This window comes from Kitasatospora sp. NPDC054795 (assembly GCF_053611565.1).
The window spans coordinates 1-17,215 of the sequence record NZ_JBSHAP010000008.1 but is presented as its reverse complement, the minus strand read 5'-3'; the positions used below and the strand labels follow the sequence as shown (position 1 = coordinate 17,215).

Here is a 17,215-nt window from a genome sequence, read left to right as displayed (position 1 = left end):
CGGGGTCTCTCGAGGGGGCTCTCCGTCCGTGGAGGGAGGGCCCCCTATAGAGGGGAGAGGCCGAGAAGGCGGGGAGGGAGGGGCTCAGGCAAGCGGGGTCGGACGACCGGGCTGCTCGCCGCCGCGCTCCTTGATGTACGTCTCGGTCGGCACCATCACCTTGCGGCGGAAGACGCAGACGACCGTGCCGTCCTGCTTGTACCCCTTGGTCTCGACGTACACGATGCCGCGGTCGTCCTTGGACTTGGACGGCCACTTGTCGAGCACGGTGGTCTCGCCGTAGAGGGTGTCGCCGTGGAAGGTCGGTGCGACGTGCCGCAGCGACTCGATCTCCAGGTTGGCGATCGCCTTGCCGGAGACGTCCGGGACGGACATGCCGAGCAGCAGCGAGTAGATGTAGTTGCCCACCACGACGTTCCTGCCGAAGTCCGTCGTCTTCTCCGCATAGTTGGTGTCCATGTGGAGCGGGTGGTGGTTCATGGTGAGCAGGCAGAAGAGGTGGTCGTCGTACTCGGTGACCGTCTTGCCGGGCCAGTGCTTGTAGACCGCGCCGACCTCGAACTCCTCGTAGGTGCGTCCGAACTGCATGCCGTGGGCCCTCAGCTTTCCGGGATCTCGAACTTGGTGGTGCGCTGCATGCCCGCGGCCCTGCCCTTGCCGGCGACGACCAGCGCCATCTTGCGGCTGGCCTCGTCGATCATCTCGTCGCCGAGCATGGCGGAGCCCTTGGCGCCGCCCGCCTCGGAGGTGCAGTAGTCGTACGCGTCGAGGATCAGCTCGGCGTGGTCGTAGTCGTCCTGCGAGGGCGAGTAGATCTCGTTCGCGGCGGCGACCTGGTCCGGGTGGAGCACCCACTTGCCGTCGAAGCCGAGGGCGGCCGAGCGGCGGGCGACCTCGCGGTAGCCCTCCTGGTTGCGGATCTGGAGGTACGGGCCGTCGATCGCCTGGAGGTCGTTGGCGCGGGCGGCCATCAGGATGCGCATCAGGATGTAGTGGTAGGCGTCGGCGTTGTAGCCGGGCGGCTGCTCGCCGACGACCAGCGACTTCATGTTGATGGAGGCCATGAAGTCGGCGGGGCCGAAGATGATGGTCTCCAGCCGGGGCGAGGCCTCGGCGATGGCGTCGACGTTGATCAGGCCCTTGGCGTTCTCGATCTGCGCCTCGATGCCGATCCGGCCGACCTCGAAGCCCATGGTCTTCTCGATCTGGGTGAGCAGCAGGTCGAGTGCCTTGACCTGCTCGGCGTCCTGCACCTTGGGCAGCATGATGCAGTCGAGGTTGGGGCCGGCGCCCTCGACCACGGTGATCACGTCGCGGTAGGTCCAGTGCGTGGTCCAGTCGTTGACGCGCACGACACGGGTCTTGCCGCCCCAGTCGCCGTTGTTGAGTGCGTCGACGATGTTGTGGCGCGCGCTTTCCTTGACCAGCGGGGCGCAGGCGTCCTCCAGGTCGAGGAAGACCTGGTCGGCCGGCAGACCCTGGGCCTTCTCCAGGAAGCGCGGGTTGCTGCCCGGCACGGCGAGACAGGAGCGGCGCGGGCGCAGACGGTTCACAGCAGTCATAAGAATCGAGGGTTCCTTCCCAGTGGTCAGCTGGTCAGCTGTTCAGTTCGTGGCCGCGGTCGGTGCGGGCGTCCACGGCTGGAGCTTGTTGGCCAGCCGGATCTCGTCCACGATCCGGCCGATGATGGTGGTGATGCCGAAGTCCTTCGGGGTGAACACGGCAGCGACGCCGGCGGCCTTGAGGGCCTCGCCGTCCGCTGCCGGGATGATGCCACCCACGATCACCGGGACATCCTCCACCCCGGCGCGGCGCAGCCGCTTCAGGACGTCGGGCACCAGCTCGCTGTGCGCGCCGGAGAGGATGGACAGGCCCACGCAGTGCACGTCCTCCGCGACGGCGGCGGAGACGATCTGCTCCGGGGTCAGCCGGATGCCCTGGTAGACCACCTCGAAGCCGGCGTCGCGGGCCCGGACGGCGATCTGCTCGGCGCCGTTGGAGTGCCCGTCCAGGCCGGGCTTGCCGACCAGCAGGCGCAGCTTGCCGGCGCCCAGCTCCGCGGCGGTGGCGGCGACCGCGGCACGGACCTGCTCCAGCTCGCCGCCGGGCTCGGCGGCCACGGCGACGGGCGCGCCGCCGACGCCGGTGGGCGCGCGGTACTCGCCGAAGACCTCGCGCAGGGCGAAGGACCACTCGCCGGTGGTGACGCCGGCCCGGGCGCAGGCGAGCGTGGCCGGCATCAGGTTGGTCCCGGTGGCGGCGACGGCCTTGAGCTCGGCCAGCGACGCCTGGGCGGCGGCCTCGTCGCGCTGGGCGCGCCAGGCCTCCAGGGCGGCGAGCACGGACCGCTCGGAGGCCGGGTCGACCACCATGATCGCGGTGTCGAGGTCGGCGGTGAGCGGGCTCGGCTCGGTGGTGTCGAAGCAGTTCACCCCGATGATCTTGTCCTCGCCGGATTCGATCCGGGCCCGGCGGGCGGCGTGCGAGGCGACCAGGTTGGACTTCAGGTAGCCGGACTCGACGGCCGGGATCACCCCGCCCATCTCCAGCACCTTGGCGATCTCCGCCTCGGCGCCGGCCAGCAGCTCGTCGGTCTTGGCCTCGATCACCTCGGAGCCGTTGAAGATGTCGCCGTACTCCAGCAGGTCCGACTCGTACGCCAGCACCTGCTGGATGCGCAGCGACCACTGCTGGTCCCAGGGCCGGGGCAGGCCGAGTGCCTCGTTCCAGGCGGGCAGCTGGACGGCACGCGCGCGGGCGTCCTTGGAGAGGGTGACGGCCAGCATCTCCAGGACGATCCGCTGGACGTTGTTCTCCGGCTGGGCCTCGGTCAGGCCGAGCGAGTTGACCTGGACGCCGTAGCGGAAGCGGCGCTGCTTGGGGTCGGTGACGCCGTAGCGCTCCAGGGTGACCTTCTCCCAGAGCCGGGCGAAGGCGCGCATCTTGCACATCTCCTCGACGAAGCGCACGCCGGCGTTGACGAAGAAGGAGATCCGGGCGACCACCTCGCCCATCCGCTCGGCCGGCACCTGGCCGGAGTCGCGCACGGCGTCGAGCACCGAGATGGCGGTGCACATCGCGTAGGCGATCTCCTGGACGGGCGTGGCCCCGGCCTCCTGCAGGTGGTAGCTGCAGATGTTGATCGGGTTCCACTTGGGGATGTTGCCGACCGTGTAGGCGATCATGTCGGTGATCAGCCGCACCGACGGGCCGGGCGGGAAGACGTGCGTCCCGCGCGACAGGTACTCCTTGACGATGTCGTTCTGGGTGGTGCCGGTGAGCTTGGCGACGTCCGCGCCCTGCTCCTCGGCGACCACCTGGTAGAGCGCCAGCAGCCACATCGCGGTGGCGTTGATCGTCATGGAGGTGTTGGTCCGTTCGAGCGGGATGCCGTCGAACAGGGTGCGCATGTCGCCGACGTGGCCGACCGGGACGCCGACCCGGCCGACCTCGCCGCGGGCGAGGACGTGGTCGGAGTCGTAGCCGGTCTGGGTCGGCAGGTCGAAGGCGACGGACAGGCCGGTCTGGCCCTTCGCCAGGTTCCGCCGGTAGAGCGCGTTGGAGTCGCTCGCGGTGGAGTGGCCGGCGTAGGTGCGCATCAGCCAGGGCCGGTCGCGCTTCTGGGGCTCAGTCATCGGCGGGTCTCACACGTTCCTGAAGCGGTTGATGGCCGGCAGGTGCTTCTCGCGCAGCTCGGGGTCGGTGACGCCCAGGCCCGCCTCGGGGGCCAGGCAGAGCACGCCGACCTTGCCCTGGTGCTTGTTGTGGTGCACGTCCAGGGCGGCCTGGCCGGTCTCCTCCATGGAGTAGACCTTGGACAGGGTCGGGTGGATCTTGCCCTTGGCGATCAGGCGGTTGGCCTCGAAGGCCTCGCGGTAGTTGGCGAAGTGCGAGCCGACGATCCGCTTGAGCGACATCCACAGGTACCGGTTGTCGTACTGGTGCATGTAGCCGGAGGTGGAGGCGCACGTGACGATGGTTCCGCCCTTGCGGGTGACGTACACCGAGGCGCCGAAGGTCTCCCGGCCCGGGTGCTCGAAGACGATGTCCACGTCCTCGCCGCCCGTGAACTCGCGGATCTTCGCGCCCAGGCGCTTCCACTCGCGCGGGTCCTGGGTGTGCTCGTCCTTCCAGAACCGGTAGCCCTCGGCGGAGCGGTCGATGATCGCCTCGGCGCCCATGGCGCGGCAGATCTCGGCCTTCTGGTCGTTGGAGACCACGCAGATCGGGGTGGCGCCGCCGGCCAGCGCGTACTGGGTGGCGTACGAGCCGAGGCCGCCGCTGGCGCCCCAGATCAGCACGTTGTCGCCCTGCTTCATGCCGGCGCCGTTGCGCGAGACCAGCTGGCGGTAGGCGGTGGAGTTGACCAGACCGGGGGAGGCGGCCTCCTCCCAGGTGAGGTGCTTGGGCTTGGGCAGCAGCTGGTTGGTCTTCACCAGGGCCAGCTGGGCCAGACCGCCGAAGTTGGTCTCGAAGCCCCAGATGCGCTGCTCCGGGTCCATCATCGTGTCGTTGTGGCCGTCCGCGGACTCCAGTTCGACCGAGAGGCAGTGCGCGACGACCTCGTCGCCCGGCTTCCAGGCGTTGACCCCGGCGCCGGTGCGCAGCACCACGCCGGCGAGGTCGGAGCCGACCACGTGGTACGGAAGGTCGTGGCGCTTGGTGAGCGGCGACAGCCGGCCGTAGCGCTCCAGGAAGCCGAAGGTGGAGACCGGCTCGAAGATCGAGCTCCAGACGGTGTTGTAGTTCACCGCGCTCGCCATGACGGCGACCAGGGCCTCGCCGGGGCCCAGCTCGGGCAGGGCTACATCGTCGAGGTGAAGAGACTTGCGGGGGTCCTTGTCGCGGCTGTCGAGGCCCGCGAACATCTGCTCCTCGTCCTTGTGGAGCGTCACCGCCCGGTAGGACTCGGGGAGCTTGATCGCCGCGAAGTCCGCCGACGTGGTGTCGGTGCTGATGATCGCGTCGAGGATTTCCTGCATGGCTGCCTCCGAAGGCGTACCTGTGTGAGGGCACAGGGCGTCTGGGGGAGCCGGGAGCGGACACCGGCTTCGCTGAGGTGGGTGGTGGGCGGGTCAGACTGGGCACCCGGGGTGGACCGGGCCGTTCTGGCTCTGCTCCCGGGGTGTGGGAACGCCGGACGACGGCGCGCCGAGGTGGGGAGCCGCGGCGCCGCGACTGGTGAGTAACAAGGTAGTGGCACCCTGTGCCACTCGTAAAGACACCGGGTGTCACGAATTCCGGAGGCCTCCGGGGCGGCGTGACGCGCGTTGCGCGGGCATGCGCAGGGCCCGCGCCGACTTCTCGGCGCGGGCCCTCGATACCGCTCTGACCTGCGTGAATACTGCGCTTACGACTCCCGGGTGCCACTCAGTGCGGCCCTGATGCTGTCCACCACGACCTCCAGTGGAGCGTCCGTCCGGGCGACTGTGATGAGCACCTCACCTCCGGGACTGGCACTCAGTGCGCTCTCCGCACCGGTGTCCCCGGGGGTCCCATTGGCACCCGGTGCCACCACCGATCCCCGACGCCTGGCACCCGGCGCGCTGGCGGCCCAGAAGGTCCGCCGGATCACCTCGAAGGAGTGGTCCAGCTGGGCCTCCACGTCGCCCCGGCCGCCGGCCCGCAGCCAGCGCCGCAGCACGTGGTTGTGCGCCGCGACCACCGCCGCCGCCGAGACCTCGGCCAGCATCGAGTCGTCCTCGCCGCCGCGCTGCCAGCCGGACGGGATGGACTCGCCGGTGTCGAAGCGCCCCAGCAGGTAGCGGGTGAACAGCCGCTCGTAGCGGGCCACCACGGCGATCTCCCGCTCGCGCAGCGCCGGGACCTGACGGATCAGCTGGTACCGCGCGACCGACACCCCCGGGGTGGAGGCGTACATCCGCAGCACCTCCTTGATGCCGCGGCAGACCACGTCCAGCGGGTGCTCCTCCGGCTCCGCACTGGCCAGCAGGTCGGCCACCCGCACCAGGGTGTCGTCGTGGTCCGGGAAGATCGCCTCCTCCTTGGACCGGAAGTACCGGAAGAAGGTGCGCCGGGCCACCCCGGCGGCGGCCGCGATCTGGTCGACCGTGGTCTCCTCGTAGCCCTGCGAGGCGAACAGCTCCATCGCGGCCGTGGCCAGGTCCTGGCGCATCTGCTGGCGCTGCGCCGCCGCCCGGCGGCTTCCCGGCCCGCCGTCCGGCCCGGTGCCCCCGGTCGAGGGGGCGGTCCGGCCGTCGCCGCCGTGCGGCCCGGCGGGGTGCTGCGGGGAGCTTGACTGAACCCGATCCATGTCCGGAACGCTACACGGCCCGGACGGCGCGGCCACGGCCCTTCCCCGCCGCACCGGTGCGACCGGACCGGTCACGGCCGGGCGGGGCCAGCGGGAGGACACCGTGCCGGGGCTCCAACCGGGGCGCGCGGAGCCCGCGGATCCCTGCGGAGGGGCGCCGTTGCCGGAAGCCGCGCCGCCGTAGGGCTGCGCCCCGTGCGGTGGCGCGCCGTGCGGCGGGGATCCGTACGGCTGTGCCGCGTGCGGCCCGTACGGCGTCTCGTACGGGCCGCCCCCGGCCTGCGGCGTGGTCATCGGCGCGCGTGGTCGCGGAAGCCGCGGCCGGTCTTGCGGCCCAGGCAGCCCGCCGCGACCAGGTGCTCAAGCAGCGGCGCGGCGGCCAGGCCGGGCTCGCGGAACTCCTGGTGCAGCACCTGCTCGATCGTCAGCGAGACGTCCAGGCCGACCACGTCCAGCAGTTCGAACGGGCCCATCGGGTAGCCGCAGCCGAGCTTCATCGCGGTGTCGATGTCGTCCACCGTCGCGTAGTGCTCCTGGAGCATCCGCACCGCGTCGTTCAGGTAGGGGAAGAGCAGTGCGTTGACGATGAAGCCGGCCCGGTCGCCGCACTCCACCGGGTGCTTGCGGACCCCGGCGGTCAGCTCCAGCACGGTGGCGGTGACGTCCGGCGCGGTCAGCACGGTGGAGACCACCTCGACCAGCTTCATCGCCGGGGCCGGGTTGAAGAAGTGCATGCCGATCACGTCCTGCGGCCGCGAGGTGGCGGTCGCGCAGCTGATCACCGGCAGCGAGGAGGTGGTGGTGGCGAGCACCGCGCCCGGCCTGACGATCTTGTCCAGGGTGGCGAACAGCTCCCGCTTGACCGCGAGGTCCTCGGCGACCGCCTCGACCACCAGGTCCACCTCGGCCAGCTCGGCGTACTGGCCGACCGGGGTGACCAGCGCCAGTGCGGCGTCCCGCGCCCCGGCGGACAGCCGGCCCTTGGCCACCGAGCGCTCCAGCGACTTCTCCAGCTGCGCCTTGGCCTTCTCGGCCTTCTCCTGGCTGCGGGCGGCCAGCAGCACCGGGTGCCCGGCCTTGGCGAACACCTCGGCGATGCCGGTGGCCATCGTCCCCGAGCCGCAGACGCCGACGGTGCGCACCGGCCGGCCCGGCACCTTCGGCCGGGCCGGCCCGGTGGCCGCGTCCACGGCCCGGGAGGAGCCCGGCGCCTCGTAGGTGTAGAAGCCGCGGCCGGTCTTGCGGCCCAGCAGCCCGGCGGCGACCAGCTGGCCGAGGATCGGGGCGGGCGCGTGCAGGCGGTCCCGGGACTGCTCGTACATCGCCTCCAGCACGGTGCGGGCGGTGTCGATGCCGATCAGGTCGAGCAGCGCCAGCGGGCCCATCGGCAGGCCGCAGCCGAGCCGCATCGCGGCGTCGATGTCCTCCCGCGACGCGTACTTGGACTCGAACATCGCGGCGGCCTGGTTCAGGTAGGCGAACAGCAGGCCGTTCACCACGAAGCCGGCCCGGTCGCCGGCCGCCACCGGCTCCTTGCCGAGGTCGCGGGCGAAGGCGGCGGCGTCCTCGGCGGTCCGCGGGGAGGTCAGCACGGTGCGGACCACCTCGACCAGCTTCATGCCGTGCACCGGGTTGAAGAAGTGCAGGCCGAGCACCCGCTCCGGACGGGAGGTCGCGGCGGCGATCCGGGTCACCGACAGCGCGGTGGTGCCGGTGGCCAGCACGGTGGCCTCCGGGCAGATCCGGTCCAGCTCGGCGAAGACCTCCCGCTTCAGCTCCAGCTGCTCGGGCACCTCCTCGATCACCAGGTCCGCCCCGGCGGCGGCCGCCAGTTCGTGGCCGACGGAGATCCGGGCCAGCAGCCCGGTGCGCTGCCCGGCGGTCAGTCGCTCCCGGTCGACCGCGTGCGCGGTGGCCTCCTCGATCCGGGCCAGTGCCCGGGCGGCCGAGTCCTCGGTGGCCTCGATGCCGATCACCCGGCGGCCGCTCTTGGCGACCGCCACCGCGACGCCGGCACCCATCGTGCCGAGGCCGACGACGGCGACAGTGGGGAAGGGACGCTCCATCTGTCCTGACTCCTAGTCATGAAGGGCCCGCGCGTGCTCCGGCGGGCGCGCCGCCGCGCCCGGACGCGCGCCGGGGGCGGCCGCCGCCGGAGGAGGGTCCACGCGCGGGGGCTGGGGAGATGACGGGGTGCGGCGCATTCGGACAGGGGCCGGTCCGCTCCGGCCGAACTGCGGATGTGCCGTGGTGCTCAGGCGCTCGAAGGTGAAGGAAGCGGCTCTGATACGAGGGGGAACCCGGCCCGCCGCGGTCCGCGGCACCTGCCGGTGAAAGCGCACCGCGCGGGCGCCGGAGAAGCGGCGACCGCGGCCTGCCGCCGGTGCGGCTCCCGAAGCCCGGCGGAGGTGCGTGTCCGGCCACTGTAGCGAAGCTACTGATGAGTAGGAAGGGGGCGTGGGCGGAAAACCGTTCGGGGCCGCGGGCGGGCGTTCGCTAGGGTGATCGACGCGGGGGCGGCTCCGCGGCGTGCTTCCTTCTCACTCATCTGCAAAATGAACCCGAGTGCGCCCACTCTCCGCCCCCGCTTCGTCGTATCCACCGGGGGAAGAGCAGTGAAGAAGCAGAACGCCGTGGCGCCCGAGGCCGCACTGGACGCCTACCTGCTGCACCGCCACGGGATGGTCCGGGTCGAGCCCGGAGCCGGGCCCGACGAGCCCCTGCCGTGGTCCGCCCAGGGGCTGGTCGCCCTGGAGGCCGACCTCGTCCGGCGCGGCCACGTGCTCACCGCCCCGCTGCGCGCCGCGCTCGGCCGGCTGCGCCCGCTCGACCTCGCCGCGGCCGGCACCCGGCTGCTGCGCGGCATCGACGCGATGCTCGGCGCCGACCGCAGCCACACCCCGCTGTTCCGCCGCTTCCCCGAGGGCGTGCCCTCCCACGCCCACGCCGACTACTCCGCGCTCGTCCGCGGCTACCTCCTCTGCCAGGCGAGCCAGATCTGCCAGGTCTGCGAGCGCGACAGCCTGGAGGCCGGGATCGGCGCCCTCGCCCCCTGCGCCCACCTGCTGTGCGGCGACTGCTACCTGGAACTGGTCGAGAACGGCGGCGACCCCCACTGCCCGCTCTGCCGCACCCCGCTGGATCGAAAGCGCCGCCTGTCCAACGACACCAGGGCCGCCCGCAACGCCGCCCGCGAACTGCGGGCCGGCCGGCAGCTCAAACCACTGCGCCAGGCCCGCCCCGAGGACGTGGGCCTCCTCGCCGCCACCGGGCTGGCCGCGCTGCTCGCCCGGCAGACCCCGCTGAGCCCGCAGGACCGCGAGGACCTCGCCCTGCTGCTCCACCACGCCCCGGACGACCCGGCCGGCTGGCTGCCCGCCGAGATCCCCGTCCGGGAGACCCGCGCCACCGTGCTGGCCGCCCTGCTGCACCGCGACCGGGAGGCCGCCCGGCCGCTGCTGGCCGCCCACCTCACCACCGCCACCGACGTCCTGCGGCTGATCTGGGCGTGGTCCGGCGCCGAGCCCGACCTGCTGCCCGAGACCGCCCGCACACTGCGCCTGCGCAATCTGCCCCGCCCGCTGCGCCGCGAACTGCTCGCCGCCCTGGACGCGTTCCCGGTCGGCACCCTCGCCGAGGACCTGCGCCGCCACCGCGAGCCCTGGCTGCGGGCCGGCGAACTGCTGCACCCGTACGAGCACCGCGCCCGCTTCCCGTACGCGGCGGCCGCGTTCGCGGTGGTCCGGCAGAGCGATCTCGACCTCCACGGCCTCGGCCCGCTGCTGCGCGAGGCGCCCGCCCCGCTGCGGGTGAGCGAGACGCCCGGCGGCCACACCCGGCTGACCGTGGAGACCTTCGCCGCCCGGGTCGAGCGCGCCCTCGGACAGGGCGACCTGCCCGCCGCCGTCCGGCTGCTGGCCGGCCGTCCGGGCGAACTGGTGCGCCGCCTGCACCACCTGCTGCGGGTCCACGCCGCCTGGTTGCCCGGCGAACCGCTGCCCGCCGAACTCGCCGAGGCGCTGCCCGGCGCCCTGCGCGCCGTCGCCCCCGGCCCGCTGCTCGGCGCGTACGGACGGCTGCGCGCGCCGCGCGAGTACGGCGAGCGGCGGCTGTACTTCCCGCGCGGCCGGGTGGCCTCGGCGCACGCCCGGGCCGACCGGGGCACGCCCGTCCCGGCCGCTCTCAGCGCGCCCGTGTGCGCCCTGATCGAGGCCGAACTGCTGCGCCGGGCCGGGCGGTCGGCCCACGGGCCGGAGCGCTACGAGGTGGCCGTGCTGGACGCCGCGCTGGCCGACCTGGTCGTCCCCTTCGCCGAGCGCGCCAGCGCCAAGACCCTCGTCGCCGTGCCGCGCGGCAGCGTGCAGCGGATCCCGGACGGCCAGCGGCTGCGGCTGTTCCTGCACTGGACGCAGCGCCCGCACCAGCGGGTGGACCTCGACCTGTCGGTCGCCTTCTACGACGAGGCGTGGCAGTTCGTCGGCCTGTGCGACTACACCCGGCTGGTCACCGGCCCGCGGGCCGCGGTCCACTCCGGGGACTACACCAGCGCCCCGCCGCCGCACGGCGCCACCGAGTTCGTCGACCTCGACCTGCCGGCGCTGGGCGAGGCCGGCGCCAGGTACGCCGTGGTGGTGGTGTTCAGCTACAACGACATCCCGTTCGAGGACCTCACCGACGCCTTCGCCGGATTCATGGCCCTGACCCCGTCCGAGGCGGCCCGGCAGCGCAAGAGCGGCTTCCACCCCAAGGGCGTGCGCCAGCGCCTCGACCTCGCCGGGGACGCCAGGATCTGCGTGCCGATGATCGTCGACCTGCAGCGCCGCGACTACACCTGGACCGACCTCAACGCGGGCGCCGGCAGCGGGTTCCACAACCTCGACCGGCACCACGCCAGGATCGGCTCGCTGGCCGCCGACGTCCTGACGCACTTCGCCCCCGGCTCCCGGGCCACCCTCTGGGACCTCGCCTGCGCCACCGCCGCGGCGGGCAGCGACGAGGTGCTGGTCCGCGACCGGACCGGCCGCGGGCTCGACGTCTACCGGCGGGGCGCGGACGAGCCGGTGAGCGCTTTCGCCGAACGGCTGCGCGCCCGCCACGAGAGCGACCGGCGCACCGAGCTGCCGCCGGACGACACCGCCCGGCTGATCGCCGAACGCCTCGACGGCGCCCGGGCGTTCGCCGCCCTGGTGCACGCCGACGTGCCCGCGCCGGCGCAGGCGCGCGGGACGCTCTACCGGCTCTACCCGGGCCCGACCGACGCCGCCCCGGACACCCTGGAGCGGATCACCGCGGGGGAGTGGACGGCCAGGTTCGCCCCGAACGGGTGAACGGGTGAACGCGGCCGCCAGGAGGACCACCCGATAGGGGAGTTATCCGACCCCGACCGGCGGGGCAGCATGGGGACATGACCACCGGAACCGCCACCGCCGGCCCCACCGCGCCCGGTCCCGACGAGCCGCCCGTCACCGCTGAGCGGCTCGCCGCCGCCGCCGCGGCGGCCGTCGCGCTGCCATCGCGCGCCGACCGGGCCGAGCGCGCCGAGGAGGCCGTCGACCGGCTGCGCACCGAGGCCGTCGAGGCGGTGGCCGTCACCTGGGTGGACAACGCCGGCATCACCCGGGTCAAGGCCGTGCCGCTCGGCGGTCTGGTGCACGCCGCGCAGTGGGGCGTCGGCACCGCGCCCTGCTTCGACGTGTTCCTCGCCGACGACGCGATCACCACCAGCGCGATCATCGGCGGCCCCACCGGGGACCTCAGGCTCTACCCGGACCTCGACCGGGTCGTCCCGCTGGCCGCCCAGCCCGGCTGGGCCTGGGCCCCGGGGGACAGGTACACCCAGGCCGGCGCCCCGCACCCCGGCTGCCAGCGGCTGTTCGCCCGCCGGGCCGAGGCCACGGCGGCCGCGCGCGGCCTGGGCCTCAAGACCGGCATCGAGGTCGAGTGGACGGTCGCCCTGGCCGGCGCCCCGAAGGAGGACCCGCAGTACCCGACGCACGGCCCGGCGTACGGGATGCATCGGGTCACCGACCTCTCCGACTACCTGCGCGACGTCCTGCGCGCCCTCGGCCGGCAGGGGCTGACCGTCCTGCAGATCCACCCCGAGTACTCCCCGGGCCAGTTCGAGGTCTCGGTCGCCCCCGAGGGCCCGGTCGCCGCCGCCGACACCTCCGTCCTGGTCCGGCACACCGTCCGGGCCGTCTCCGCCCGGCACGGCCTGCGGGTCTCCTTCGCCCCGGTGGTCGAGACCGGCGGCGTCGGCAACGGCGGGCACCTGCACCTCAGCCTCTGGCGCGACGGGCGCAACCTCGGCCACGGCGGCCCCGGTCCGCACGGCCTGACGGCCGAGGCCGAGGGCTTCCTCGCCGGGGTGCTGGACGCGCTGCCCGAACTGCTGGTGCTGGGCTGCTCCAGCCCGGCCGGGTACCTGCGGCTGGTGCCCTCGCACTGGGCCGGCGCCTACCAGTGCTGGGGCCTGGAGAACCGCGAGGCCGCGCTGCGCCTGGTGACCGGCTCCACCGGGGAGCGGGCCGCCGCGGCCAATGCCGAGGTCAAGTGCTTCGACGCGAGCGCCAACCCGTACCTGGCGGTCGGCGGGGTGATCGCAACCGGTCTCGCCGGGCTGGACCAGCGCCGCGCGCTGCCACCGGAGTTCACCGGGGATCCGGCGGCCGCCGAGCCCGGCACGGTGCCCCGGCTGCCGGCGGGCCCGGCCGAGGCGATCGCCGCGTACGAGCGCTCCGCGGTGCTGCGCGAGGCGCTCGGCGAGCCGCTCTACCAGGCGGTGCTGGCGGTGCGACGGGCGGAGCAGGAGCAGTACGCGGCCGTCACTCCCGAGGAGTTGGTCATGGCCACCCGCTGGCGGTACTGAACGGTGGCCCGGCCGGGGGAGCCCGCGCTGGTCGACCACCACTGCCACAGCGTGGTGGCGGCCGAGCTCACCGACGAGGCCCTGGCCGGGCTGCTCACCGAGTCCGACCGGCCGCCCGCTCCCGGCTGTTCGCCCTTCGACAGCGCGCTGGGCCTCGCGGTGCGGCGCTGGTGCCCGCCCGCGCTCGGCCTGCCGGCGCACGCCCCGGCCGCCGACTACCTGGCCCGGCGGCGGGAGTTGGGCGCGGCCGAGGCCACCGGGCGACTTCTGGCGGCGGCCGGTCTGGACACCTGCCTGGTGGACACCGGACTGGCCACCGCCGCCGGCCACGAGCTGCTGCCGCTGGCCGAACTCGCCGCGGCCACCGGGGCGTCGGTGCGCGAGGTGGTCCGGCTGGAGTCGGTCGCCGAGACGGTGACGGCCGGCGCCGGGGACTGGCCGCGGGCCGTCGCGCAGGCGCTCGCGTCGGCCGCGGCCGGGGCCGTCGCGGTCAAGTCGGTGCTCGCCTACCGGCACGGTCTGGCCGCGCCCGCCGAACGCCCCGCCGCCGCGGCCGTGGTGGCCGCGGCCGGCGCCCACCTGCGCGGTGGGCGGGCCCGGTTGACCGACCCGGTGCTGCTGCACCACCTGCTCTGGACGGCGGTGGACGTCTGCGCCGAGCTCGGCCTGCCGCTCCAACTCCACACCGGCTTCGGCGATCCGGACCTCACCCTGCACCGGTCCGATCCGTCGCTGCTGACGGACTTCGTGCGGGCCGCCGAGCCCAGTGGCGTCCCGCTGGTGCTGTTGCACGGGTACCCGTACCACCGGCAGGCCGCCTGGCTGGCCCAGGCCTTCCCGACGGTGTACACCGACCTCGGGCTGACCGCCTCCTACACCGGTCCGCGGGTGGCCGCGGTGCTGGGCGAGATGCTGGAGCTGGCCCCGTTCGGCAAATTGCTGTTCTCCACCGACGCCTACGGGCTGCCCGAACTTTATTTGGTGGGCACCTGTCAGTTCCGGTGCGGACTGGGTGCGGTGCTCGCGGACTGGCGAGCCGACGGCGCCTGCTCCGCGGTCGATGCCGGGCGGGTGGCGCGGCTGCTCGCGGCCGACAACGCGCGTCGGCTGTACGCGTTGTAGGGGTGCGATCCGCCCTGGTGGTGAAGGTCGAGACGGGTGTGGCAGCACGTCGGCGAACCATCACTTTTTAACACTCTTGACCTCTGTTTTCCTTGTTGACCGCCGGGCGGCGGTAACCCCTACTCCTGGTCAAGATGTGACGATTAGATGACTACCCCTTGCGCTTATAACCAAATATTCATTAGCGTCCCGGTCATTCCCAAGCGCACCTGCCCACCGCAGCTGCCGCCTGATGCCTCGGGAGGCCAACCCTCATGCGTGTTCCTCGGATCAGCCGTACCCGGTACGCGGCCGTGGGCGTCGTGCTCGCCACCGCTGGTGCCCTCGCGCTGCCGGCCGGCACCGCCGTCGCGGCTCCCGCGGCCGACTCGACGACCGGTCCGCTGATGAGCTACGTCGTCAACACCAAGGCCAACCACGGCCAGGTGCAGAAGGTCGAGAAGGCCATCACCGGCCTCGGCGGCACCGTCGTCCAGTCCTACGAGCAGGTCGGCGTCGTCGTCGCCCGCTCGAACGACACCAAGTTCGCCGAGAAGCTGCGCCTGGCCAAGGGCGTCGACTCGGTCGGCGCCAGCCGCACCAAGGGCATCCAGGCCTCCGACCAGGGCAAGGCCGAGGTCGCCACCGAGTCGGCCGCCGTGGCGGCCGCCCCGGGCGAGGACCCCGACGAGGCCTACCAGTGGGACATGCGTCAGATCGGTGCCGACAAGGCCCACAAGATCTCGCTCGGCAGCCGTAACGTCACCGTCGGCGTGCTGGACTCCGGCATCGACGCCACCCACGAGGACCTGGCCGCCAACGTGGACGCCTCGCAGTCGGTCTCCTGCATCGACGGCAGGACGAACACCGACTGGAAGGCCTGGCAGCCGACCACCAGCGACCACGGCACCCACGTGGCCGGCACCATCGGCGCCGCCAAGAACGGCAAGGGCATCGTCGGCGTCGCGCCGAACGTGAAGCTGGCCGCGGTCAAGGTCGTCGACGACGGCGGGTTCATCTACCCGGAGAACGCGGTCTGCGGCTTCGTCTGGGCCGGCGAGCACGGCTTCAAGGTCACGAACAACAGCTACTTCGTCGACCCGTGGATGTTCAACTGCAAGACGGACAAGGACCAGGCGGCCATCTCGGACGCCGTCCGCAAGGCCGTCGCGTTCTCGCAGCGCAAGGGCGTGCTCAACATCGCCGCCGCCGGCAACGAGAACATCGACCTGGCGCACAAGACCGTCGACGTGGCCAGCCCGGACGACACCACCCCCGGCACCCGCCCGGTCACCAACGACTGCCTGTCGCTGCCGACCGAGCTGCCCGGCGTCGTGGCCGTCTCCGCGGTCGGCTCCGACGGCGTCAAGGCGTACTACTCCAGCTACGGCAAGGGCGTTGTGTCCGTCACCGCGCCGGGTGGCGACCGCCGCTTCCAGTTCCCGAACACCCCGGACAAGGACGGCCGCATCCGGTCCACCATCCCCGGTGGCAAGTACGGCTACATGCAGGGCACCTCGATGGCCACCCCGCACGTCGCCGGCGTGGCCGCGCTGCTCGCCAGCACCTTCCCGTGGGCCAGCCCGGACGAGCTGACCGAGCTGCTGACCACCCACGCCGAGTCCGTCCCTTGCCCGAAGGGCGAGTTCAACCCGGGCGGCGCCGGCACCTGGAAGGCCACCTGCGAGGGCGGCGCTGACGACAACGGCTTCTACGGCGCGGGCCTGGTCAACGCCGAGAAGGCGGTCCAGTGGTGGCGCTGACGCGCTGACCGCGGACAGCACTGAACAGTAGAGCCGGGGAGCGGGACCACTGGGTCCCGCTCCCCGGCCGCGTTCGCGCACCGGCCGGTCGCGGGTGATCGCCGTTCGGTCGCTGTTCGGCCGCATTCGAGCACCAGGGCACCAGGGCACCGGGGCGCCGGAGCACCGGCCGCGGTCGCCCCGCGCCCGACCCGACGAAGAACTACCGGTCCTCGTCGAAGTGGTGCTCCCAGACCGTCTCCACCGACGGCTTGCCGTGCAGGTCCGGCACCTCCTGGAGCCAGGCCGGCCGCCCCGCCCTGGTCCGGGCCGCCCGCCGCCGCTCCGCCTCGCGCAGCTGCTCGGGCGTGGCGAAGCCCTCCGGCAGCCACTCCTCGGAGAGCACCACCCGGGCGGCCAGGTGCGTGACATAGGCGTGCCGGACGGCGTCCACCGAGTCGAAGCCGGGTTCGCCGGCCAGCCACTCGTCCGGGACCAGCGCCACGACCTCCTCCAGCAGTGGCACGGTGACCAGCGGCCCGAGCTCCTCGTCGGCCAGCCGGACGTCCGGGGCCGAGCCGCCGAGCGCGTGGGCGCTGAGGTCGTACCGCTTGCCGACCGCCGCCCCGGCCCCCGCCCAGCGGTGGTGGAAGATCAGCGCGGCGCCGTTGTCGATCAGCCAGAGCCGCCCGTGCCAGACCACCAGGTTGGGGTTGTGCACGGTGCGGTCGACGTTGCCGGTCAGGGCGTCCAGCCAGACCACCCGGCCGGCCTCGGCGGAGTCCACCGAGATCATCCCCGGCGTGAAGTCCCGCGCGCCGGGCAGCAGGTCCATCCCGAGGTTGAGGCCGGCGCTGGCCTTGAGCATGTCCTGGATCTCGGTGTCCGGCTCCTGGGCGGCGACGGCCGGGTCGAAGTCCACCAGCCGCAGCTCCGGCACCCGCAGGCCCAGTCGTCGGGCCAGCTCGCCCACGATCACCTCGGCGATCAGCGCCTTGCGGCCCTGCGCGGCCCCGGTGAACTTGACCACGTACGTTCCCAGGTCGTCGGTCTCCACCACACCGGGGACGGAGCCGCCCGCCCGCAGTGGATCGACGTAGCGCACGGCAGTCACCAGATCGAGCACACCGGCCACCCTAATTCGTTGATAGCGGATCGGTGTAGCCAGGGGGCCACGGTCGGTCCGTTCGAATGCTGGGGCCGTGACGCCTTCGCCCACCCGGGCGCCGG

At 73.0% G+C, this 17,215-nt stretch carries 11 protein-coding genes; 4 read left to right on the top strand and 7 right to left on the bottom strand.

All coding sequences use genetic code 11. From position 1 onward, the window contains the following. Window positions 1-84: 84 nt before the first annotated feature. From ACWGJO_RS04565 to ACWGJO_RS04540, 6 genes are all read right to left on the bottom strand, one after another. Window positions 85-588 (bottom strand): MaoC family dehydratase, encoded by a 504-nt coding sequence (locus tag ACWGJO_RS04565; protein WP_452182122.1) that lies wholly within the window; start codon window positions 586-588, stop codon window positions 85-87. A gap of 11 nt (window positions 589-599) precedes the next feature. Beyond that, window positions 600-1,562 carry an HpcH/HpaI aldolase/citrate lyase family protein gene (locus ACWGJO_RS04560; protein WP_452182121.1) on the bottom strand — a complete coding sequence of 321 codons (963 nt, stop codon included), beginning with the start codon at window positions 1,560-1,562 and terminating at the stop codon, window positions 600-602. A 42-nt stretch (window positions 1,563-1,604) separates the two neighbouring features. Beyond that, window positions 1,605-3,635: a protein meaA gene (locus tag ACWGJO_RS04555; RefSeq protein WP_452182120.1), complete on the bottom strand. Its 2,031-nt coding sequence runs from the start codon at window positions 3,633-3,635 to the stop codon at window positions 1,605-1,607. 9 nt (window positions 3,636-3,644) lie between these two features. After that, a complete protein-coding gene (gene ccrA / locus ACWGJO_RS04550) occupies window positions 3,645-4,982 on the bottom strand; it encodes a crotonyl-CoA carboxylase/reductase (protein ID WP_452182119.1) in 1,338 nt (445 codons plus the stop codon). 368 nt (window positions 4,983-5,350) lie between these two features. Beyond that, window positions 5,351-6,274: a TetR family transcriptional regulator gene (locus ACWGJO_RS04545; protein WP_452182118.1), complete on the bottom strand. Its 924-nt coding sequence runs from the start codon at window positions 6,272-6,274 to the stop codon at window positions 5,351-5,353. A 290-nt stretch (window positions 6,275-6,564) separates the two neighbouring features. Further along, on the bottom strand, window positions 6,565-8,340 hold the full coding sequence (locus ACWGJO_RS04540) for a 3-hydroxyacyl-CoA dehydrogenase family protein (protein ID WP_452182117.1): 1,776 nt from the start codon (window positions 8,338-8,340) through the stop codon (window positions 6,565-6,567). Between the two features lie 549 nt (window positions 8,341-8,889). Between ACWGJO_RS04540 and ACWGJO_RS04535 the strand changes: the two genes are divergently transcribed. From ACWGJO_RS04535 to ACWGJO_RS04520, 4 genes are all read left to right on the top strand, one after another. After that, a complete protein-coding gene (locus ACWGJO_RS04535; protein ID WP_452182116.1) occupies window positions 8,890-11,601 on the top strand; it encodes an MXAN_6230/SCO0854 family RING domain-containing protein in 2,712 nt (903 codons plus the stop codon). A gap of 77 nt (window positions 11,602-11,678) precedes the next feature. Continuing rightward, a complete protein-coding gene (locus ACWGJO_RS04530) occupies window positions 11,679-13,142 on the top strand; it encodes a glutamine synthetase (protein WP_452182115.1) in 1,464 nt (487 codons plus the stop codon). A 3-nt stretch (window positions 13,143-13,145) separates the two neighbouring features. After that, window positions 13,146-14,264 carry an amidohydrolase family protein gene (locus ACWGJO_RS04525; RefSeq protein ID WP_452182114.1) on the top strand — a complete coding sequence of 373 codons (1,119 nt, stop codon included), beginning with the start codon at window positions 13,146-13,148 and terminating at the stop codon, window positions 14,262-14,264. 254 nt (window positions 14,265-14,518) lie between these two features. Further along, window positions 14,519-16,006: a S8 family peptidase gene (locus ACWGJO_RS04520; RefSeq protein ID WP_380545336.1), complete on the top strand. Its 1,488-nt coding sequence runs from the start codon at window positions 14,519-14,521 to the stop codon at window positions 16,004-16,006. A 202-nt stretch (window positions 16,007-16,208) separates the two neighbouring features. Here the strand turns inward: ACWGJO_RS04520 and ACWGJO_RS04515 are convergent, their stop codons facing one another. Beyond that, window positions 16,209-17,111: a HipA family kinase gene (locus ACWGJO_RS04515; protein WP_452182113.1), complete on the bottom strand. Its 903-nt coding sequence runs from the start codon at window positions 17,109-17,111 to the stop codon at window positions 16,209-16,211. Between the last annotated feature and the right edge of the window lie 104 nt (window positions 17,112-17,215).

Excerpts from the sequence above, each read along its gene's own strand:
- ACWGJO_RS04565 (WP_452182122.1), bottom strand. The coding sequence starts at position 588 with ATGCAGTTCGGACGCACCTACGAGGAGTTCGAGGTCGGCGCGGTCTAC.
- ACWGJO_RS04560 (WP_452182121.1), bottom strand. The coding sequence starts at position 1,562 with ATGACTGCTGTGAACCGTCTGCGCCCGCGCCGCTCCTGTCTCGCCGTG.
- ACWGJO_RS04555 (WP_452182120.1), bottom strand. The coding sequence starts at position 3,635 with ATGACTGAGCCCCAGAAGCGCGACCGGCCCTGGCTGATGCGCACCTAC.
- ccrA (WP_452182119.1), bottom strand. The coding sequence starts at position 4,982 with ATGCAGGAAATCCTCGACGCGATCATCAGCACCGACACCACGTCGGCG.
- ACWGJO_RS04545 (WP_452182118.1), bottom strand. The coding sequence starts at position 6,274 with ATGGATCGGGTTCAGTCAAGCTCCCCGCAGCACCCCGCCGGGCCGCAC.
- ACWGJO_RS04540 (WP_452182117.1), bottom strand. The coding sequence starts at position 8,340 with ATGGAGCGTCCCTTCCCCACTGTCGCCGTCGTCGGCCTCGGCACGATG.
- ACWGJO_RS04530 (WP_452182115.1), top strand. The coding sequence starts at position 11,679 with ATGACCACCGGAACCGCCACCGCCGGCCCCACCGCGCCCGGTCCCGAC.
- ACWGJO_RS04520 (WP_380545336.1), top strand. The coding sequence starts at position 14,519 with ATGCGTGTTCCTCGGATCAGCCGTACCCGGTACGCGGCCGTGGGCGTC.